General features: G+C 65.9%; 20 protein-coding genes. 15 read left to right on the forward strand and 5 right to left on the reverse strand.

Annotated features, from left to right (window positions below; translation table 11 throughout):
- The coding region (locus JZ792_RS33325) for a DUF4190 domain-containing protein (RefSeq protein WP_216916877.1) at positions 1–453 on the forward strand (453 nt) is incomplete at its 5' end.
- Here JZ792_RS33325 and JZ792_RS33330 read toward each other — a convergent pair.
- A complete protein-coding gene (locus JZ792_RS33330) occupies positions 431–973 on the reverse strand; it encodes a hypothetical protein (RefSeq protein ID WP_254190706.1) in 543 nt (180 codons plus the stop codon). The genes JZ792_RS33325 and JZ792_RS33330 overlap by 23 nt on opposite strands.
- Positions 974–1,099: 126 nt before the next feature.
- On the opposite strand from JZ792_RS33330, the gene JZ792_RS33335 reads away from it, so the two are divergent.
- From JZ792_RS33335 to JZ792_RS33350, 4 genes are all read left to right on the forward strand, one after another.
- Positions 1,100–1,951 (forward strand): Scr1 family TA system antitoxin-like transcriptional regulator, encoded by an 852-nt coding sequence (locus JZ792_RS33335; protein WP_216916878.1) that lies wholly within the window; start codon positions 1,100–1,102, stop codon positions 1,949–1,951.
- Positions 1,952–1,961: 10 nt separating this feature from the next.
- Entirely contained in the window at positions 1,962–2,351 is a 390-nt protein-coding gene (locus tag JZ792_RS33340) for a DUF397 domain-containing protein (protein ID WP_216916879.1), read from the forward strand.
- 93 nt (positions 2,352–2,444) lie between these two features.
- Positions 2,445–4,463, forward strand: a complete 2,019-nt coding sequence (locus tag JZ792_RS33345; RefSeq protein ID WP_216916880.1) for a M13 family metallopeptidase — start codon at positions 2,445–2,447, stop codon at positions 4,461–4,463.
- A 49-nt stretch (positions 4,464–4,512) separates the two neighbouring features.
- The gene (locus JZ792_RS33350; protein WP_216916902.1) at positions 4,513–5,526 is read left to right on the forward strand and encodes an NAD-dependent epimerase/dehydratase family protein; all 1,014 of its coding nucleotides are present in this window, start codon (positions 4,513–4,515) and stop codon (positions 5,524–5,526) included.
- Positions 5,527–5,594: 68 nt separating this feature from the next.
- Here JZ792_RS33350 and JZ792_RS33355 read toward each other — a convergent pair whose 3' ends face one another.
- From JZ792_RS33355 to JZ792_RS33365, 3 genes are all read right to left on the reverse strand, one after another.
- Positions 5,595–6,491, reverse strand: a complete 897-nt coding sequence (locus tag JZ792_RS33355) for a L,D-transpeptidase (RefSeq protein WP_216916881.1) — start codon at positions 6,489–6,491, stop codon at positions 5,595–5,597.
- A 355-nt stretch (positions 6,492–6,846) separates the two neighbouring features.
- Positions 6,847–8,208 carry a cytochrome P450 gene (locus JZ792_RS33360; protein WP_216916882.1) on the reverse strand — a complete coding sequence of 454 codons (1,362 nt, stop codon included), beginning with the start codon at positions 8,206–8,208 and terminating at the stop codon, positions 6,847–6,849.
- Positions 8,209–8,264: 56 nt separating this feature from the next.
- On the reverse strand, positions 8,265–8,834 hold the full coding sequence (locus tag JZ792_RS33365) for a DUF6764 family protein (RefSeq protein ID WP_216916883.1): 570 nt from the start codon (positions 8,832–8,834) through the stop codon (positions 8,265–8,267).
- Positions 8,835–9,046: 212 nt separating this feature from the next.
- On the opposite strand from JZ792_RS33365, the gene lppU reads away from it, so the two are divergent.
- Together lppU and JZ792_RS33375 are read left to right on the forward strand one after the other, a co-directional pair.
- Complete coding sequence (gene lppU / locus JZ792_RS33370) at positions 9,047–9,676, forward strand: LppU family putative lipoprotein (protein ID WP_308165559.1); 630 nt, start codon at positions 9,047–9,049, stop codon at positions 9,674–9,676.
- 66 nt (positions 9,677–9,742) lie between these two features.
- Positions 9,743–11,194, forward strand: coding sequence for an MFS transporter (locus JZ792_RS33375; protein ID WP_216916884.1), 1,452 nt, complete (start codon positions 9,743–9,745; stop codon positions 11,192–11,194).
- A 49-nt stretch (positions 11,195–11,243) separates the two neighbouring features.
- Here JZ792_RS33375 and JZ792_RS33380 read toward each other — a convergent pair whose 3' ends face one another.
- On the reverse strand, positions 11,244–11,909 hold the full coding sequence (locus JZ792_RS33380) for a chymotrypsin family serine protease (protein ID WP_216916885.1): 666 nt from the start codon (positions 11,907–11,909) through the stop codon (positions 11,244–11,246).
- 524 nt (positions 11,910–12,433) lie between these two features.
- Between JZ792_RS33380 and JZ792_RS33385 the strand changes: the two genes are divergently transcribed.
- From JZ792_RS33385 to JZ792_RS33420, 8 genes are read left to right on the forward strand one after another with little or no spacing between them, the layout of a single operon-like run.
- Entirely contained in the window at positions 12,434–13,288 is an 855-nt protein-coding gene (locus JZ792_RS33385) for an MlaE family ABC transporter permease (RefSeq protein ID WP_216916886.1), read from the forward strand.
- A 4-nt stretch (positions 13,289–13,292) separates the two neighbouring features.
- A complete protein-coding gene (locus tag JZ792_RS33390) occupies positions 13,293–14,156 on the forward strand; it encodes an MlaE family ABC transporter permease (protein ID WP_216916887.1) in 864 nt (287 codons plus the stop codon).
- A gap of 6 nt (positions 14,157–14,162) precedes the next feature.
- Positions 14,163–15,671: an MlaD family protein gene (locus tag JZ792_RS33395; RefSeq protein WP_216916888.1), complete on the forward strand. Its 1,509-nt coding sequence runs from the start codon at positions 14,163–14,165 to the stop codon at positions 15,669–15,671.
- Positions 15,668–16,696: an MCE family protein gene (locus JZ792_RS33400; RefSeq protein WP_216916889.1), complete on the forward strand. Its 1,029-nt coding sequence runs from the start codon at positions 15,668–15,670 to the stop codon at positions 16,694–16,696. The genes JZ792_RS33395 and JZ792_RS33400 overlap by 4 nt, the downstream gene beginning before the upstream one ends.
- Complete coding sequence (locus JZ792_RS33405; protein WP_216916904.1) at positions 16,696–17,691, forward strand: MCE family protein; 996 nt, start codon at positions 16,696–16,698, stop codon at positions 17,689–17,691. The genes JZ792_RS33400 and JZ792_RS33405 overlap by 1 nt, the downstream gene beginning before the upstream one ends.
- Before the next feature lie 2 nt (positions 17,692–17,693).
- The gene (locus JZ792_RS33410; protein ID WP_438804419.1) at positions 17,694–18,797 is read left to right on the forward strand and encodes an MlaD family protein; all 1,104 of its coding nucleotides are present in this window, start codon (positions 17,694–17,696) and stop codon (positions 18,795–18,797) included.
- The gene (locus tag JZ792_RS33415) at positions 18,794–19,894 is read left to right on the forward strand and encodes an MCE family protein (RefSeq protein WP_216916891.1); all 1,101 of its coding nucleotides are present in this window, start codon (positions 18,794–18,796) and stop codon (positions 19,892–19,894) included. Before JZ792_RS33410 ends, JZ792_RS33415 begins: the two co-directional genes overlap by 4 nt.
- The gene (locus JZ792_RS33420) at positions 19,891–21,069 is read left to right on the forward strand and encodes an MlaD family protein (protein ID WP_216916892.1); all 1,179 of its coding nucleotides are present in this window, start codon (positions 19,891–19,893) and stop codon (positions 21,067–21,069) included. The genes JZ792_RS33415 and JZ792_RS33420 overlap by 4 nt, the downstream gene beginning before the upstream one ends.
- The last annotated feature ends 7 nt before the right edge of the window (positions 21,070–21,076 follow it).

The raw sequence follows: 21,076 nt of genomic DNA on the forward strand, positions 1-21,076 counted from the left end.
GGTCAATATCCCCCGCCCCCGCCCGGCCAGTATCCGCCGCCGGGCGGTCAGTACTGGCAGGAACCCCCGAAGGGCAAGGGGATGGCGGTGACCGCCCTCGTCCTCGGCATTCTCGCGATCATCGGTCTACTCGTCGTGGTCGGCGGATTCCTCTTCGGAGTCTTCGCGGTGATCTTCGGCATCATCGCCCTGGTCAAGGTGCGCCGAGGTACCGGTGGCGGCACCGGTTTCGCGGTGGCGGGCCTGGTACTCGGCATTCTCGCGCTCATCGCGTCGACGGTCATCACGATCGTCGGCTGGAGTCTGTTCGTCGATTCCGGCGGCAAGGACTTCCTCGACTGCGTCAACAACGCGGGCAACGATCAGTCCAAGATCGACGACTGCGAGCGCGAGTGGCAGCAGGACGTCGAGGACAGGTTCAGCATCACGCTCACTCCGCAGCCGACACCCTAGAAGCGCGAGCCCCGCAGGCCCGGGTCGCGGATACCACTTCGGCGAGCCCGGGCCGATAGTCGTACTGCGGCGCGGAGATCCAGCACCGATATCCCCCGCGTTCGTCGGCCGGTGAGGGCAGCACGATCGTGCTGCCCGGGTGCGCGACCGAGGCGCAGACCCGGAACAGGTCCGAGAACAGGGCCATGTCCAGGTAGGAGTTGTCGGTCGGGCCGGTGAGGAAGGTCCACCGGTCCGAACGCGGGTGCGAGATGATCGGGCCGACCGGATCGCCGCCGGAGGCCATCGAGTCGCGGACGTGCGCACCGAGCGAGGCGGGCATGACGACCGCGCCGACCGCGCCCACCTCCAGCATGATGCGACCGAGCGACGCGTCGACCACGCCGTAGAGCCGATGCTCCTTGCGATATAGGCGACAGCGCGCGAACGCGTCCTGGATCGTGGTGTATTCCTCGACCGCCGCACGCGACGGTCGGACAGGCGTGACCGTGCGGGAAAGACGATCACTGCTCTCGATCATTGGCAAACCTCGTCTCGAATCGAACGTGACGGGTGAATCGGCCGCTAACTCCAGACAGTAGCTGTGTGCAACTGGATTGACAATAGTCACACGCGGGCGAATCGACAGCGCGTAGCATCACTGGTCATGGCACCCGTCTCGCCTACCGTCGCGCGCTGGGAGTTGGTACTGCGGCTACGTGAGCTGCGAGAACAGCGCGGATTCGACTCGGCGACCTTCGCGAAGCAGATCGGATTCACCGCGGCCAACTGGTCCCACGTGGAGAAGGGCCGTCGCGTCCTCACCACCAACACGATCGGTCCGGTGCTCGAAATACTCGAAGTCGACGCCGAGGAACGCGAGGAATTGCTGGCTTTACTGGCCTCCAGCAAACAACGCGGGTGGTGGGCGAAGTCATCGGCGCTGATCGGTCCCGAACTCCAGCGGCTCTACGGCATGGAGTACGGGGCGCAGAGCATCCGCAGCTACGACAGTCTCATCGTGCCGGGCCTGCTACAGACCGAGGATTACGCGCGCGCGCTCATCAGCGCCGACGTCATGATCCGGCCGGTGCAGGTGGAACAGCTGGTGACGATCAGAATGCGCAGGCAGGCGCGACTACGCGGTCCGGAGCGGGTCGAGCTGACGGCGGTCGTCGGCGAGGGCACCCTGCTTCAGCAGACCGGCGGTCCCAAGGTGTTGCGGGCCCAGCTCGAACACCTGGTCGCGCTCAGCGAGGACTCCGACAGTATCGAGATCAGGGTCATCCCCTTCGCCGCCACCGCGGGCGCGATTCTCGGCGGTTCGAGTTTTCATTTGCTCGACTTTGCCGGAGAACAGCTGCCGACCTTCGGGTGGGCGGAGAGCGCGGTGTTCGGCGGCGCGGTCGATGATCCGGATCTGGTGCGTGACCTGGCATTCGCCTATGTTCGCGCGCGTGAACAGTCGTTGAGTCGTGCGGATTCACTGGCGGTCATCAGGTCGTACTCTCGAGTGTAAAATCTGCCGCATGGCAACCACCGCTACGTTCCGGTCGGTTTGTATTTCCGACTGGTTCACGTCGAGCAGGTCTAACAACGGCAACCAATGTGTCGAGGTTCGATTCGTCGGTGACGTGGTGTCGGTCCGTGACAGTAAGTACCGCAGAGACCCGGCCGCACTCCTATGCGACGAGCCGATCATCACCGTGACCGCGACCGAATGGACCTCGTTCCTCACCGTGCTCGCGAGCGGTGGCTCGGCCGAAGGGCCGACCGCGCTGACCGCCCTGACCACGTCGGACGGCGCCACGTCGTTGCGTCACGGAGAAATCACCCTCACCTACACACCCGAGGAATGGAACGCCTTCATCGCGGGCGTCCGTGACGGGGAATTCGACCGCGTCGTTCTCCCCGCCTGACCTGTCCGTCTCCCCCGGCCGCGACCGCGGCCGGGGCACACCACCGAACTCGGCACTGCCGCGCGAAGCCGCGTTCTGGGCATACTGGTTGACGTGACTTCCGAGCTGAGCAGTCCCTCCGGTATCGATCTGTCCTACCTCGACGACGCAGTCCGGGTGCAGGACGATCTGTTCGCGCATGTCAACGGCAAATGGCTGGATGATTACACGATCCCCGCCGACCGCGCCGTCGACGGAGCCTTCCGCACGCTCTACGACCAGGCGGAACTGGACGTGCAGCGAATCATCCAGAACGCCGCCGCCGAGCGGGCCGCCCCCGGCACCGACGCGCGCAAGATCGGTGACCTGTATTCCAGCTTCATGGATACCGAGGCCGTCGCGGCAGCGGGCTTCGGGCCGATCTCGTCCGAACTCGCCGCGGTGCGCGAGGTCGTCGATCGCGGTGGTCTCGCGGCGCTGCTCGGCCGTTTGCAACGGACCGGGATCGGCGGTGCGCTCGGCTTCTACGTCGACACCGACGACAAGAACTCCAACCGCTACCTGCTGCACGCCACCCAATCCGGCATCGGCCTGCCCGACGAGTCCTACTACCGTCAGGACGAATTCGCCGAGATCCGGGACAAGTACATCGCGCATATCGGGCGCGTGTTCGCCCTGGCCGCGGCCGATCCGAGGATCGCGGCCCTGCTGCCCGCCGATCTGGATACCGTGGGGCACCGGATCTTCGAACTCGAGAAGAAGTTGGCCGCAGGGCACTGGGATGTCGTGCGCCGCCGCGACGCCGAACGCAGTTACAACCTGATGACTTTCGCCGCGCTGACCGCCGAACATCCCGAATTCGACTGGACCGCCTGGACCGAGGCGCTGGCCGAGAGCGTCGACCACTCGGGCCCCGATCTCTTCGCCGAACTGGTTGTGCGTCAGCCCGATTACGTGAGCGCCTTCGTGCGGGCTTGGTCGTCGGAATCACTGGCGGATTGGCAGGCCTGGGCCGCGTGGCGCGTACTGCGTTCGCGCGCACCGTATCTCACCGACGCGGTGGTCGAGGAGAATTTCGACTTCTACGGTCGCACCCTCACCGGCGCGCAGGAGAACCGCGAGCGGTGGAAGCGCGGCGTCTCGCTGGTGCAGGATCTGCTCGGCGAATCCGTCGGCAAACTGTATGTGGCGCAGCATTTCCCGCCCGAGGCGAAGGCCCGGATGGTCGAGTTGGTCGCCAATCTCCAGGAGGCGTACCGGCGCAATATCGCCGATCTGGAATGGATGGGCCCCGACACCCGCAAGGCCGCGCTGGCCAAACTCGAGAAGTTCACCCCCAAGATCGGCTACCCCGATCGCTGGCGCGACTACTCGGCCGTCACCGTCGACCCGGCCGATCTCGTCGGCAACTACCGCAGCGGATATATCGCCGAACACGACCGTGACCTGAACAAACTGGGCGGGCCGGTCGACCGTGACGAATGGTTCATGACCCCGCAGACGGTCAACGCCTATTACAACCCCGGCATGAACGAGATCGTCTTCCCCGCCGCTATCCTGCAACCGCCGTTCTTCGACATGAACGCCGACGACGCGGCCAACTACGGCGGTATCGGCGCTGTCATCGGCCACGAGATCGGTCACGGATTCGACGACCAGGGCGCCAAATACGACGGCGACGGCAACATGGTCGACTGGTGGACCGACGACGATCGCGCCGAATTCGGCAAGCGCACCAAGGCTTTGATCGAACAGTACGACGTGCTCTCGCCCAAGGAACTGCCCGACGAGCACACCGTCAACGGCGAATTCACCATCGGCGAGAACATCGGCGATCTCGGTGGACTCTCCATCGCCCTCGAGGCGTACCGGATCTCGCTGAACGGAACCGAAGCACCCGCGATCGACGGACTCACCGGATTGCAGCGGGTGTTCTACGGCTGGGCTCAGGTCTGGCGCACCAAGGCGCGTAGCGAAGAGGCCATCCGGCGGCTCGCCGTCGATCCGCATTCGCCGCCGGAATTCCGGTGCAACGCGGTGGTCCGCAATATCGACAGCTTCCACGAGGCCTTCGAGGTGCGTCCGGGTGACACGCTGTACCTGGAGCCCGAGCAGCGCGTGAAGATCTGGTAGTTCGGTAGTTCCGGCGGGAACCCGAACCGTGAGCACCTACCATCGGCACGTGCGTGTGCTGGTGACGGGCGGAACGGGTTTCCTCGGCGCGTGGACGGCGAAGGCCGTCGCCGACGCCGGGCATCGGGTGCGGTTCCTGGTCAGGGATCCGTCGCGGCTCACCGCACCCGCCGCACTCGGCGTCGATATCGCCGACCGCGTGGTCGGCGATATCACCGACGCCGATTCGGTGCGCCGGGCCCTGCTCGGATGCGACGCGGTCGTGCACTGCGCGGCCGTCGTGGCGACCGACCGCCGACGCGCGCGCGAGATGCTCACCACGAACACGGTCGGCGCGACACATGTGCTCGGGATCGCGGCCGAACTCGGTCTCGACCCGATCGTGCACGTCTCGAGTTTCACCGTCCTGTTCCAGCCGGGTGCCACGACGGTGTCGGCCGAGCTGCCGGTCGTCGGCGGTTCCGATGCCTACGGGCGTTCGAAGGCCCAGGTGGAGCTGTACGCGCGGGGATTGCAGGACGCGGGCGCGCCGGTGGTCGTCAGCTATCCCGGCATGGTGCTCGGCCCACCCGCCGGTACTCGGTTCGGCGAGGGCGCCGACGGTGTCGAGGTCGCCGTCCGGCTGCGGCTGCTCCCGGGCAGGCACGCGGGATGGACCATCGTCGACGTCCGTGACGTCGCCGCGCTGCACGCGGCGGCCCTGGTGCCGGGTCTGGGTCCGCGCCGCTACCTGTGCGGTGGCCATCGCGTCGGCGTGACCGAACTCGCCGCGCTCTTCTCCGAGGTCACCGGCCGGACCACGCGCGCCGTCCCGGTGCCGGACGCCGCCCTTCGGCTGCTCGGCCGCACCTCCGACGCGCTCGCTCGCCTGATCCCCTTCTCCAGCCCGCTCACCGAAGCCGCGATGCAGTACTACACCCGGATGCCGGAATCTGACGACAGCGCGAGCGAACGTGACCTGGGCCTGCGCTATCGCGGTCCGGGAGAGGTCATCGCCGACACCATCTCGGGTCTGCGCGCCGCGGGCCGACTACCGCGATCGCCCGGCCCGGACGAGTCGTAGGTCCGGAGAACGCGAAACCCGCGGCCGATCACGTCGGCCGCGGGTTTCGGTGGAACGGGTGGGGACCGTCAGTTCCAGTCGCCCATATTGTCCGCGGTGCTGAGGGTGCCGCCGGAGGTGTTGACGACGATCACCGGATCGCCCTTGTGCGTGTTCTCCATGAACCAGCGCGCGTTCTCGGTGCTGACGTTCAGGCAGCCGTGGCTGGCGTTCGACACACCCTGCTGCGCGACCGACCACGGGGCGGCGTGCACGAAGATGCCACTGCTCGAGATCCTGGTGGCGTACTCGACATCGAGTTTGTAGCCCTCGGGATCGGTGACCGGGACGCCGTAGGTGGACGAATCCATCACCATCTTCGGCAGCTGTTCGCCGACGTAGTAGGTGCCGTTCGGGGTCTCGTGCTTGGGCTTGCCCATCGAGGTCGGCATTTCCATCACCACCTCGCCGTTACGCGTGACGGTGATGGTGTGGGTGCTGTCGTCGGCGGTGCTGACCAGCGCGTCACCGATACGGAAGGAGCTGGCCGTGCCGCCCGCCTCCACCCGCACATCGGTGTTGTCCGGCCAGAACCCGAGGGGCTTCCAGCGCACCTGCTGATTGCTGCGCCAGTAGAACTCGCCCGGCGCGGGCTTGGAGGAGGTGATCCTGATGGCCTTCTCGGCCGCGGCCCGGTCGGCGATCGGGTCCTTGAAGTTGATGACGATCGGCTGCGCGACACCGACGGTCTCGCCGTCGGCGATATTGATCGACGGCGGCGCGAAATCGGCCTGCGGCGGCACCGGATCGGTGATACCGAACGATCCGACACCGGGCAGCGTCGGCTGGGCTTGAGCGGGAACGACGATCAAGGCACCGGCCGCCGCGATCGCCGCCGACAATAGGATTCCCCGACCGATCCGGCGTGGACGCCGGCCTTTCCGTGCGGAAGACGGCAGGATCCTGTTGTAGAAAGCGGCTTGCATACGTTACTCGTCCATTTCCTGCTCCCGAGCATGTCGAAACGCGCTGGGGATACTCATCGGCGTGGAGCCTGGGATAGCGACCACTGTTTTTGACGTGCGGTGCCCCTGCGCTCACGCGCCGACACCGCGGGGATGACGAACCCGACCCACGTCCCTTCATACCGTCCCCACATGACATGCATCCGTCGTCGGAACGGACTGATTCGGTATGGCTATCGCCTGTGTCGTCGGACACACCGGTCCCCCATGGCCGGTGTACCCGGGAAATATCCCGCTAGCTGTGTGAAGCGCGTGGCCGCTGTGAAACCTGCGGTCGGTCCGTTTTTCGCGGATCTCAAACACTTCGTGACGTAAATCATGGCAAGACGACGAACCGGATGGCGCGCCGCGGGCCCGTCGCGATGTTGTGCGGGACCGACAGCGGGGTCCGTCCGGTGCGATGTCGGGCTGTGAGCGCGAGCCGGACGCGGGACAGAATCGTCGCGAGCACGATCCGCATCTCGTACTCGGCGAGCGCCGCGCCGACGCAGCGTCGATGCCCGCCGCCGAACGGCGCGTATTCGAACGGACCGAACCCGCGTTCGAGGAAGCGTTCGGGATGGAAACGTTCCGGATCAGGCCATACCGTGGGTTCGGAGTGCAGTAGCGGTAGCGCCACGCCCATCACCCCGCCCGCCGTCAGGGTGACACCGCGCAGGGTGAACGGGGCGCTGACCCGGCGCAGCACGATCGGCACCGTCGGATGCAGCCGCAGTGTCTCCTGGCATACCGCGTCCAGGTAGGGCAGCGTCGCCAGTGTCGTCGGATCGGCATCGGTCCCGGCTTCGAGCACCTCGGCGCGCAGTCGGGCGAGCACTCGCGGTGCGCGGTGCAGGTGATAGAGAGCCCACACCACGCTGGTCGCCGTGGTCTCGTGGCCCGCCACCACCAGGGTGCGCAATTGGTCGCACAGATCGTCGTCGGTGAGCGCTTCGCCGTCCTCGTCGCGGGCATTCAGCAAACCGGCGAGGATATCGGTGCCACCGGGCCGTCCCGCCGCGCGCCGTCGCGCGATATCCGCCCGGATGAGCCGGTCGACCCGCTCGCGCGCCGCGCGGAACCGGTCCCACGGTGTCGCGCCGAAGGCTCCGTGTCGCAGCGCGGGGATCAGCAGCAGCGGGCCGGAGTACGCGTCGAGGAATTCCGAGACCGCGGCGGTGTAGTGCGCGTGCCGCTCGGCGTCATCGGTGCCGAAGACCACCCCGAGTATCACCCGTAGAGTGACGGCGCGGGCCGCCGCGCGCGCGTCGACGGTCGCGCCGGGCCGCCACGCCGCCGAACCCGCTGCGTCGCCGGATATCTCGTCGACCACGGCATCCCGGACCAGTTCCCCGTACGCGCGGATCCGGCCCCGGTGGAACGCGGTCGCGAGCAGCGTCCGGTCGCGGCGGTGCCGCTCCCCCGCCGTCAGGATCAGCGACGCGGCGCCGACGAGTGGTTCGATCGGATTGGGTCGGGGTGGTTCCAGCAGGTCGACGGGCGCGCGGAACACCTCGCGCGCGCCGTCGGGCGTCCCGGTGAACAACGCCGCGCCCACACCGGGGAACACCACGTAGAACGGATCGCCTTCCCTGGACCGCCGCCAGCGGAAGTACCTGTCGAAATCGATACCCGCCGCCAGCGCGTGCACGGCGGCCAACCGGGGTGTTCTCGGCGCGGAGGATAGGGCCACTTCCATACCCGTACCTACGTTCGGGCGCGGCCATCGGTTCGATCGCCGCGTGCCCGCGCTGTCTACTCCGGCGGAAGTGGTTGTTCCTGTGCCGTTTTCGGGTCCGCGCGGTCTGGCGGGGTCGACCGGACGACGCCGAGCGGGGTGGCCAGACAGCCCGCGCCGGTGGCGCCGTTCCACGCGAGCGCCGACGATCCGAGGCACACCACCGTGTCCTCCGTCGAGCTGACCTGCGCGCGCGAACCATCCATGGCGATCGACAGCCCCACGCCCGCGGGCGGGCGGCCTTCGACGTCGGCCAGCGAGGTCAGTGCGATCGCGTCGGGTCCGAGCCCGATCGCGATGGGGACGCCGCCGACCCCTTCGCTCGCCCCGACCCCGCCCGCGGCGCCCAGTCCGACGGCGACGGCGCCGGATGTGGCGTTGGCGTAGCCGACTCCGTCGAATCCGGCCGAATGGGACCGGCCTTCGGTGCCGCTGGCGGCGCGGCAGGCCGTGCGGCCGTCCACCCGGGTGATGTCGGTATCGCTGTCGGCGGTGCAGTGCACATCGGTTGCGGAGGCGACGGACGGCAGCCAGAAGGAGGTGCCGACCGCCGCGGTCGCGCAGAAGATCGCGCAGATCAGCCTCATGACAACCCCTTTCCCGGCAGGTCTCCACACCCTAATCGGACAGGTAGCTGGATAGGCGATCACGCAGGTAGAGCGGCCAGCCGTCCGCGTCGACTCGACGCCCGTGTTAACGATGGTGTATGCATGGCGTGATATTTCAAGCAAGGTAGTCGAACTTCGGATTCTGACGGGGGCGTTGAGTTCGGAGCGTTGCAGCTCGGGAGGACTGTTTCGTGTCTCGTCATATGCTCATAGGTCGTGTCGTCGTCGGGGTGTGCACCGCGGTGGCCGCGCTGGCGCTCGTCGTCGGCTGTAGTTCCACCATCGATGGAACCGCGCAACCCGCGATCGATGGCGGCACCGTCGACGCGGTGACGACCAGTACCCCGAAGACCTCGTCTCCCCGCTCGTCGAGCAGGCCCACCTCGGGACGTCCGACGACGACCACCCGCGGCGGCAATACCGATTTCGAAGCCAGTGTCGGCGACTGCGTCACCCTCGGCGGCACCCAGAGCCACGCCACCATCTCCAAGGCGTCCTGCGGAAGCCGGTCGGCGAACTACAAGGTCATCGGCAAGGCCCCGACCAGTACGGCCTGTGTGGGCGACCGCGACAACTACTACGCCGAAACGCTCAACGGCGTGCAGCAGGGCGCGTTGTGCCTGGATATCGACTGGGTCGTCGGTGGCTGCATGGATGTCGGCGGCGACGATCCCAAGCGCATCGATTGCAGTGAACGCGCGACGCAGGCCGTTCGCGTCGTGAACATCCAGCAGGGCGCTTCCGACGCGGGCGCGTGCAGCACCGGCACGGGTTTCACCTACGAGGAACGGCAGTTCGTGGTCTGCGTCGAGGAACTCTAGGCTCTCGATCGACCGGTCGGCCCCCGCTCGGCTGGACACTGCGCCGGGCGGGGCTAGTTTGGAGCGGTGAGCACCGCCACGGAGTTACCGAGGCTCGGCTCGGCGAAGGGCCGCTGGATACTGCTGGCCACGATCCTCGGATCGTCGGTGGCCTCGCTCGACGCGACCGTCGTCAATATCGCGCTGCCCCGGATCGGTGAATCCCTCGATACCGACGTCGCGGGACTGCAATGGACGCTCAACGGTTACACCCTGACGCTGGCCTCCTTCATCCTGCTCGGTGGCTCGCTCGGTGACCGGCTCGGCAGGCGCAGGGTGTTCGTCTGGGGCGCCGTCGGTTTCGCGCTCGCCTCGGTGCTGTGCGGGATCGCCTCGAGTATCGAGATGCTGGTGGCGGCCCGGGTCCTGCAAGGTGTCGCGGGCGCCATGCTGACACCGGGCAGCCTGGCGCTGATCTCCTCGTCGATCGACGACAGGGATCAGGGCGCCGCGATCGGGCTCTGGTCCGGATTCGGCGGTGTCGCGGGCGCGTTCGGCCCCTTCCTCGGTGGCTGGCTCATCGATGTGGCCGGCTGGCAGTCCATCTTCTTCATCAACGTCCCCCTGGTCGCGGTCGTCGTGCTCGTCGCGTTACGTCACGTGCCGGAAAGCCGCGATCCGGCGGCGTCCACCCGTTTGGACCTGCCCGGCGCGCTGGTGGTCGCGCTGGCGCTCGGCACACTGACCTTCGGCCTCATCGACGTGAGGCCGCTGCTGATCCTCGCGGGCGCGGTGCTGCTCGCCGTCTTCGTGACCATCGAGATCCGCAGCGACCACCCCCTGGTGCCGCCGAGGCTGTTCTCCTCGCGCGTGTTCACCGTGGCGAATCTGGTCACCTTCGCCGTCTACGCCGCGCTCGGCGGCGTGTTCTTCCTGCTGGTACTGGAATTGCAGTTGGTGGCGGGTTTCTCACCGCTGATGTCGGGGGTGTCGACCGTCCCGATGACGATCATCATGCTGTTGCTCTCCGCACCCGCCGGACGATGGGCGCAGATGCACGGTCCCCGGCTGCCGATGACGGCGGGTCCGATACTCGCGGCCGCCGGTCTGGTGCTGCTGATGCGGATCGGGTCCGACACCGTCTACGTCCGCGATGTGCTGCCCGGTGTCGTGGTCTTCGGGCTCGGTCTGTCGGTTCTGGTCGCCCCGCTGACCGGTGCGGTGCTCGGTGCGGTCCCCTCCGGTGAGGCCGGTATCGCCTCCGGGGTGAACAACGCGGTGGCCAGGACCGCGCAGTTGCTCGCGGTGGCCGCCTTGCCCGGGCTCGCGGGTATCTCCGGATCGCTGTCGGATCCGGGCGCGTTCGACCGGGGATTCGAGGTCGCGATGTGGATCTGCGCCGGGCTGCTGCTCGCGGGTGCGCTACTGGCCGGGCTGCTGTTGCGGCCCGCTCGCGGTGCTCCCACACTGGACCGTGTCGATTGTCTGCCGCAGTGCGCGGTGGCCGGGCCCGCGGTGGCCCCGGCCGGGCGGACGTGAACGAGCGGGCGCGTCCGCGCCCGCTCGTCGAAGTCCTGCCGCGTCGTGACTAGATGGGGCGGAAACCCGCTCCGACACCGCCTCGGGCGTTGATATCGCCGACGATCGTGCTCATGTTGGTGCCGACCTCGGGACCGAAGCAGGCGATGGCCAGGTAGGCGTTCACCATTCCGACCAGGGTGGTGCCCACGACGACCGGGGCGCCGGAATCACCTTCGACCACGCACATCTGGCTCCACGTCTCGATATTCGTACCGAAGATGTCGCCCCAGGCGATGCCGCAGGTGTTGCCGGTGGTCCGGCCTTCCTTGCAGACGATGTTCGGGAACTGGGCGGGTCCGCCGATCCCGGTGATGCTGACGTTGCCGATCCGGTTCACCGGCGTGATGGCGCCGGGCGTGAACTGGATGACGGCGTAGTCGAGTTCGTGGTTGGAGTAGACGAAACGTCCGATCTGACCCGCGCCGGGATCGGCCTCGGCGTAGACCTGGGCTCCCTCGTCACCGCAATGTCCCGCCGTGAGACCGACCAGCCTGCCCGCGCCGTCGTAGCCCACGGTGGTGACCGTGCATTCGTACTGGTTGTCGATGATGATGCCGGATCCACCGCCGATCACCGGCGGCCCCGCGGCGTCCGCTGTGCCCGCACCCAGCAGTGCCGCACCAAGGGCTACGGCGAAGACGGCGTTGGCCGCCTTGGCGAGTTTCCTGAACATGTCCCTCCAGATGTCGGAAGTCCGCACGATATCAATCTGTCGCACCCATCGTGTCAGTATTCGGTCTCGGGCGCGTCTCATAGTCCGGCAGCGCACGGCGTGGGAACCGGAACGACGTTCTCGACAGCCCGGCGGGAACGTCTCAAATTTCGGTGATAGCGAACTTCTATCGAAGTCACATGGACACGGTTATGTTTTTGTGTGTCGGACACAATTTTGTACCGATTCATTGTGGTAGGAAAACAGTCGATTTTTAGATGAATGTATTCCGAGTTATTTGCCTCGTAAAGTGTCGCCGGACCTGTGATCGGCGTTGCTGATCTGTCACTTGTGCCAGAGTCCGACCATCGAAATTTGGGCGCTGACCCAGTCCTCGTGGCGTATGTCATAGACATAACGGCAATGTGACAACTATCTATGACTCCAATCACAGAGGGATGCTGTGCTCCGGCTTACTACGTAGTAAGGTGCGTCAAGCAAACAAGTCGTCGGGGCATCCAACCGGCGTCGAGAGGGGTTAGCCAGTGCAGTCGACCAAGAGTCCACCAACAGGGTCACGGATCGGTGACGCGGTCGATTGGACGAGGGCGTACTGGCAGGACCATCCGAAGCGTTCATTGGAGACCTTCGGCAGACAGATCACCATGGGATTCGCCGCAGTGATCGAACTGTTCGTCGCGATCTTCCGTGGACGCTTCCCATTCAAAGAATTCATCCGTCAGTGCGCGTTCATGTCCAACGTGGCAGCCGCTCCGACACTGCTCGTCGCGATTCCGATCGGTGTGATCGTCTCGATCCAGGTCGGCGCCGTCGCCGGTCAGGTCGGCGCGACCTCGTTCATCGGCGCGGCCAACGGACTCGGCATCATCCAGCAGGGCGCCCCGCTGGTCACCTCGCTGATGATCGCGGGCGCGGTCGGCTCGGCCATCTGCGCCGACCTCGGCTCCCGCACCATCCGCGAGGAGATCGACGCCATGAAGGTGATGGGCGTCGATCCGATGCGCAGGCTGGTCGCCCCCCGGCTCGGCGCCGCGATGCTCGTCAGTGTCCTGCTCTGCGGATTCGTCGTCTTCGTCGGCTTCCTCACCGGCTACATCTTCAATATCTTCGCCCAGGGCGGTACCCCGGGCTCCTACGTCGGAACCTTCTCGTCCTTCGCGGTCACCCGTGACCTGGCCGTCGCGCTGGTGAAGTCGCTGATCTTCGGCCTGCTGGCCGCCATCATCGCCTGCGATACCGGGCTCAACACCCGAGGCGGTCCCGGCGGTGTCGCCAACTCGGTGAACTCCGCGGTGGTCAGTTCCGCGATCATGCTGTTCGGTGTGAACCTGATCATCACTCAGGTCTACAACGCACTCTTCCCCCCACAGGTGGTCTGAGCCGGTGTCATCAACCTATGTTCCGCCGCTGCTGCGGCCCCTGAACGCGCTCAAGCGCACCGCCAACGCCCCTGTGGACATGCTGGCCCGCCTCGGCCACCAGGTCTTCTTCTTCCTGCGTTCGCTCGGTTCGATCCCGCTGGCACTGCGGCAGTACCCCAAGGAAGTGTGGCGGCTGCTCTCCGACGTCACCTGGGGCAACGGCAATCTCGTCGTCGGCGGCGGCACGATCGGCGTCGTCGTGATCCTGAGCGCGTTCGGCGGTATGACCGTCGGCATCCAGGGCCACACCTCGTTGAACCTGCTCGGCCTGAGTCCGATCACCGGCGCCATCTCCGCCTTCGCGACGACCCGTGAACTCGGCCCACTGCTCGCGGCACTGGCCTTCGCCGTGCAGGCGGGCTGCCGGTTCACCGCGCAACTCGGCGCCATGCGCATCTCCGAGGAGATCGACGCGCTGGAATCGATCGCCATCCGGCCGCTGCCCTACCTGGTCAGCACCAGGATGTTCGCGGCGATCGTCGCCATCATCCCGCTGTACTGCCTCGGCCTGGCCGTCGCCTACATCTCCTGCTCGGTCACCGTGCAGGCGATCGGCGGCACCGCCAGCGGCACCTACATGCACTACTTCTACCAATTCCTCGTACCTACCGACGTGCTGTATTCGCTGCTCAAGGCGATCCTGTTCGTCGCGATCACCACCTTCATCCAGTGCTACTACGGGTTCTTCGCCTCGGGCGGCCCGGAAGGTGTCGGTGTCGCGGCGGGCCGGGCGATCAAGATGTGCATCATCCTGGTCGTCTTCGCGGACCTGTTCATGACGTTGGCGATCTGGGGAGTCAACCCCGGCATCCGGATCTCGGGATAAGGCGAGATGATTCTTGATCCAAGTGGGCGTGGGCCCACCATGCGTCAGTTGCTGATCGCCGGAGCGGCGGGACTCGTCGTCCTCACCCTGGTCTTCGGCTTCCTCTACGCCCGCTACCAGGGCTATTTCGTGCCGAAGGTCAATGTCGTCGCCAACCTCACCACCACCGGTGACGGACTGCCCTCCCAGGCCGACGTCAAATTCCGCGGTGTGCTGGTCGGTGCGGTCGACGAGGTGGAGATCGCCGACAAGGGCGAGATGCAGAAGGTCCAGATCGAGCTGAAGCCCGAATTCGCCGAAGGCATCCCTGCCAATGTCACCGCGCGGGTGGTGCCGAGCAACCTGTTCGCCGTCACCTCGGTGGAACTGGTGTTCAACGGACCGGCCGACCAGTACCTCGAAGAGGGCGCGGTGATCGAGGAGGACCGCAGCCAGGGCACCATCGCCCTGCAGGACACCCTGACCGCCGTGCGCAATGTGCTCGACAAGATCGACCCGGTCCAGTTCGGCCGAGTCCTGGGCACCCTGTCGCAGGCGCTGGACGGCAGCGGCCGGATGCCCGGTTCGACCATCGAGCGGTTCGACCGGTGGCTGCTGGCCGTCGACGAATCCATTCCGGATCTCGGCGTCATGCTCGGCGACTTCTCCTCGTCGTTCCGGGCGCTGAACCAGTCCGCGCCGGAACTGGTCGACGTGCTCGGCAGTTCGGTGCAGACCGCGCGCACCATCGCCGATCGCCGGGCCGAACTGGTCTCGCTGATCACCGGCGCGAGCAGCACCGTCGACACCGTCAACGCCCTGTTCGCCCGTAATCCCGATGTGGGCAAGCAGGTCACCGCGGGAACCAGCGACACCTTCGGCGCGCTGGCCGCCGATCCGGCGGCTATCACCGCGGCGATCGTCAACCTCGGTGATTCGGCGGCGAAGCTGAACACGGTCTTCCACTGGGGACCGCAGAAGCAGATGGTGTGGAACCTCGGTATCTCGTTCACGCCGTACCAGCCCAACACCGTCGAGAATTGCCCGCGCTACGGCGAACTGGCCGGACCGAGTTGCTTCAACGCGCCCGCCGCCGTCGAGATCCCGCCGATGCCGCAATCGCTGCAACCGCGCGCGCTCGACTCGGCGGCAGGCCTGCCGCCACTGGTTCCGATGCCCGGCCTGCCGGTACTGCCCGGCCTGACCACGTCCGCGGTGCCGTTGCCGACCGGGACCGAGGGCGGCACACCGAAACCGTTCGCGGGAACGCCGCTGGAAGGTCTGGTTCCGGAACTGCCGCCGATCTTCGGCGGACCCCAACCGGCCGCGCAGCAGCCCGCGCCGCAACAGCCCGCGGCGGCGAGCGATCCGGCTCGGGCGCAGACCAAGCCCGCTGCCGCTCCGATCTCCTACCGTGGTGACGCCGCGATCACGCAGTTGCTCGGCCGGAAGCCGACGACCACCGAATACCTGCTGCTGAGCCCGATCATGAAGAACGGAATCCTGCAAGTGACCGAAAGTGGAGGCGGCCGATGAGCATTCGCAAACCGCTGATCGGCTTCAGTATCTTCGCGCTGGTCTCGATCCTGGTGACCGTTGTCGTCTGGAACACCCTGGCGCGCGTCGTGTCGGGGGATACCAAGACCTACTCGGCGACCTTCACCGATGTACTCGGGCTGCGCCAGGGCGACGACGTCAGGATGGCGGGCGTCCGCGTCGGCAAGATCGAGAAGATCGAGCTCGACGGCGGTAACGACGCCAAGGTGACCTTCATCGTCCAGAGCGATCAGACCCTCTACGACGACACCAAGGCGCTGGTCCGCTACCAGAACCTGATCGGCCAGCGCTACGTCGCGCTGGCTCCCGGCAAGGCCGCGAATCCGGCGCCGCTGAAGAACAACGCCGCGATTCCGCTGGAGCGCACCGAACCGTCGTTCGACGTGTCGGCCCTGCTCAACGGTTTCCAGCCGCTGTTCCAGGTTCTGCAACCCGAGCAGGTGAACCGCCTGTCGGAGACATTCATCCAGGCATTGCAGGGTGACGGGGTCTCGCTGAGCGCCTTCATCACCCAGGCCGCGACGCTGGCGACGGATTTCCAGCGCCGCGACACCATCCTGACCGATGTGATCACCAACCTCTCCGGAGTCATGGCGGGGTTGGCCAAACGAGGTGACGAGTTGGAGACCCTGGTGACCCAAACCCGGTCGCTGATCGGCGGACTGTACGAGCAGGGCCAGTCCCTGCAGCAGTCGACGGTGCAGATCGCGGACGCGACGGATTCGCTGGTCGACATGGTCGGCAAGATCCAGCCCAAACTCCGGACCGCGCAGGATTCGACGACGGCGGCGCTCACGCTGCTGATCGCCACCGGCCCGCAGCTCGATCAGGCGGCGATCGACCTGCCCGCGATCCTCGGTAACGCAGGCAGCTTCACCTCGGAGGGCACCTACGCCAACGCCTACATCTGTAGCCTCGATGTCTCGTTGTACGGAGTGTTGTTCCCGCGCGGCTTGTTCAACCAGATCGGTGGCACCACCCACTCGGCGGTGTGCCGCCCATGATGACGAAACTCAAGGCGCGGTTCGAATCCGCCCGCTACTTCTGGCTCGGCGTGATCGGCACCGTTCTCGTCGTCGTCATGCTGCTGATATCCAGCGTGTTCAAGATGCTCGGCGTCGGCGACCAGTCGGTGAAGGTCGAATTCGTGCAGGCGGCGGGTATCAAGGTCGGTGACAAGGTCGATGTCTCCGGTGTTCCGGTGGGCACGGTGGTCGGCGCCGAACTGGAGGGCAGCCACGTCCTGTTGACGTTGAACGTCGACAAGAGCCTGAAATTCGGTCCGGACGCCACGGCCTCGATCAAGATGGCGACGCTGCTCGGCGCGCGCTATGTCGACCTGGAGCCAGGTGACGGTTCCGGGCTGCGCGACAAGCGGATTCCGGTGTCCAATACCACCGTTCCGTACAACCTCGCCGACGTGGTGCAGATCGGCACCCCGAAATTCGAGGAACTCGACACCCAGAAGCTGGCCGAATCCCTCAACCTGGTCAACCAGCAGTTCGGTGATTCCCCGCAGCTGGTCGCGCAGGCGCTCGACAGTGTCGGCGCGCTGGCCAAGGTGATGGATTCTCGCAAGACCGAGGTCGACAGCCTGCTCAAGGATCTGGACAAGGTCACCCAGCTGCTGGCCGACAACCGCAACAGCGTGCTGTTGATCATCACCCAGGGTGAGGCCATCGCGAGCCGGGTGATGGAACGCCAGGATCTGCTGCGCCGACTGCTCGACAACATCGCGACGCTGACCAAGCAGTTGCAGGACATCGGCGCCCAGAACGACGCCCAACTGGGTCCGACCATCGATCAGCTCAACGTCATGGCCGAGGGCCTGCAGAAGAACAAAGAGAATCTGGACCGGTTGTTGTCGATCGTTCCGCCGTCGGTGCGCTACCTGTCCAATGCCTTCGGCAACGGCAATTACGGCGAGGTCGCGCTGCCGTGGCTGTTCCCGGACAACTGGTTGTGCTTCGTCCAGGTGATCGAGGGGTGCCAAGGATGACAATGCGAAAGCGATTCGACGCCAAAGCCTTACGCCGGTCGGTGGTCGTCGGTGCGACCGCGCTCGCCATCGGCAGCTGCTCGATCCTGCCCGGATCGGTCAACGACGCGCTCGGCAACTCGATGCGCATCACCGCGGATTTCGAGAACATCGCGGGCATGTACGAGGGCAATCCGATCACGGTGCTCGGACTCGACGTGGGCAAGGTCGACAAGATCGTGCCCAAGGGCACTTTCATCGAGGTGCACATGTCGATCGACGGCGACGTGAAGATCCCCAAGGACGCGATCGCCGCGATCGTGTCGCCGTCGATCGTCACCGACCGCCACATCGAGCTGACCCCGGTGTACACCGAGGGCGAGAGGCTGTCCGACGGTGAACATCTGCCCCTGAAGCGCACCAGGACGCCGGTCGAACTGGACACGATGATCAAGACGATCGACCAGTTCGCCGCCGCGCTCAAACCGCAGCCGGGCCAGGAAGGTATCGGCCCGCTCTCGGGCCGGGTGCTGTACCCGATGCTCGACGGCCAGGGCGTGAAGATGCGCGACACCCTCAACGCGCTCTCGGGTGCGCTGAAGATCGGCGTCGACAACAAGGACGCGATCTCCAACATCATCGTGAAGTTGAACGAACTCACCACGATGCTCGCCGAGAACGACGAGTCGGTGCGCGGTTTCAGCAATCAGGTCACCCAGATGACCGGCCTGCTCGCCGAACAGGCGCCGGGTCTGCAGGCCACGTTGCAGCAGATGAACGACTTCCTGGCCAATACCAGTTCGGTATTCGACCAGTATCAGGATCAGCTGTCGGGCACGCTCACCGGTTTGACGAATGTGACAAATCAATTGCGTGACAACGCGTACGGTCTGACCGAAATCGTCGATGTGACGCCGATGTTGTTGCAGAGCATCGACCGTTCGATGAACAAGGAAGCCGGATTCATCCGGCTGCACGGTCTCATCGGCACCGCGCTCAGTGGTGAGATCGTCAGCGTTTTCTGTCAGCGGATCCAAATGCGATCCGACGGCTGCCGAACCGGCAATATGCAGGATTTCGGACCGGACTACGGACTCACCGCCGCATTGCTTGGACTGACGAAATGACCGATCGAATGATGAAGGCGCGCAGGGCCGTGGTCGCCGTCGCCGCCGTGGTGGGAGTCGGTGTCACCACGGGGTGCGGATTGACCGTCGAGGAATTGCCGCTGCCCAAACCGGGCCAGTCCGGCGACACCTACACGCTGCACGCGGTGTTTGAGAACGCGCTGAATCTGCCCGATCAGGCCAAGGTCAAGATCGGCGGTTCCGATGTCGGCGTCGTGACGAATATCGCGACCAAGAATTTCCAGGCGGTCGTGGATATGGATATCCGCACCGATATCGAGCTGCCGGAGGGCACCACCGCCGAGCTGCGCCAGGCGACACCGCTGGGCGACGTCTTCGTCGCCATCGACAAGCCGAAGACCGGATCCGGTGCCGCGCTGCTGAAGAACGGCGACACCCTCACGCTGGACCAGACCTCGGCGGGCGCTACGGTCGAGGAGCTGCTGATCTCGGTGTCCATGCTGTTCAACGGCGGCGGTATAGCCAGCCTCAGCAGGCTCGGCTCCGAACTGGATTCCATCGTCGGCGGTCGCGGTCCACAACTGGCTCACCTGATCACCGAGATGACCGGCGTCGTCGGCAGTCTGAACGAGAACAGCGCGAAGATCGACGCCGTGCTCGGCGGTTTCAGCGCGCTGGCGACGACCATCGAGTCCAGGCGCGACGAACTGGGCCAGGTCGCCGACACACTGCCGCAGATGATCGGCGCGGTGGCCGAGAACAATCAGGCCCTCGCCCAGTTGCTCGCCAAGATCGCCACGACCAGTGCGGCGCTCGGCGACTACGCCAACACCTCGTCGGATCAGCTGGCCAGTCTTCTCGACAACCTGGGCAGCCTGATGCAGGCGCTGGCCGACACCGGCGACCGCTTCGGCTTCGCGCTCGACCAGTTGCACGAGATCAGGCCGAAGGTCGACGCGAGCTTCAGGGGTAAGAGCCTGGCCGTCTACGCGACGCTGACCAATCTCGATGTCGGTCTGCTGACCGATCCCGCGAACAGCAAATTCCCGGATCTGAAGGATCTCGACGATTTCGTCGGCAGCTTCATCCAGGTCCTGCAGATCGTGCAGGGCCGGGTGCAGGGAGGACACCGATGAGCCGAGTGGGGAACATACTGCGCAGCAAGATCTTCCTGTCCAACGCCGGGTTGGTGTTGGTGCTGTTGCTCGGCGCCTCGTACCTGGTGGTCAACATCATGCGGGTGAATCCGTTTCAGGGGCACTACACCGTGACGGTGAGCCTGGATCGTTCCGGCGGTCTGCAACCGGGTAACGACGTGACGCTGCGCGGCTACCGCGTCGGCAAGGTGAACTCGATCAAGCTGACCGATCGCGGCCAGGCCATCGCGGCGGAGGCCGAGATCGAATCCGATTACCGGATTCCGGTCGACTCGGTGATCTCGGTGCAGGCGCTGTCCGGCGCGGGCGAGCAGTACATCGATTTCCGGCCCGCCAGTGACGGTGCTCCGTACCTGAACGACGGAGCGGTGATCGCCTTCGATCCGGAGAAGATCAAGACACCGACCCCGATCTGGTCGGTGCTCGACAACACCAGCGCCCTGATCGCGCAGGTCGACCCGGACAAGTTCAGCACCATCCTGTCCGAACTCGATATCGCGCTCAGCGGTGGCCCGGATCAGTTGCGCGGCATGATCAACGGCATCAGCCTGGCCGCGGCCGGTCTGGATGCGCTGCTGCCGCAGACCACCAATCTGATCGGCAACCTGCGCGTCATCGCGAACACCACCTCCTACGCGCAGCCCGATCTCGCGATCCTGACCAGGAATTCGGGTGTGCTGTTCGAGCAGTTCAACAACGCCGACGCCGAATTGCGGGCGGTTCTGGAACAGTCGCCGGGGCAACTGGCGAGTCTCGGTGCGGTGCTGGACAAGACGAGCGATCCGATGACGAGTCTGCTCACCAACTTCGCCGCCATCACCAAGGCCGCGCAGTTGCGCACCCCGGCGCTGCGCGCGCTGTTCCCCTCGCTCGCGGCGGGACTCGGTGCGCTCGGTGTGCCCGCGCACGACAACGAATTCCACACCATCCTCGATATCTGGCCGCGTCCGACCTGCAATTACGCCACCCAGCAGATGCCGAACGAGATCGTGCAGGACGACACGATTCCCAAGTGGAACTACTGTGTGAACCCGCCGCCCGGCCAGCAGATCCGCGGCGCGGCCAACGCGCCGCGACCGAATGTGCCCAACAACGGCGCGCAGATGCCGCCCGGTGTGGATCCGAACGAGCGGACCATTCCGCCGACGCGGTGAGCATCAC

Origin of the sequence: Nocardia noduli, from assembly GCF_019038455.1 — a bacterium.
GTDB lineage: Bacteria > Actinomycetota > Actinomycetes > Mycobacteriales > Mycobacteriaceae > Nocardia > Nocardia noduli.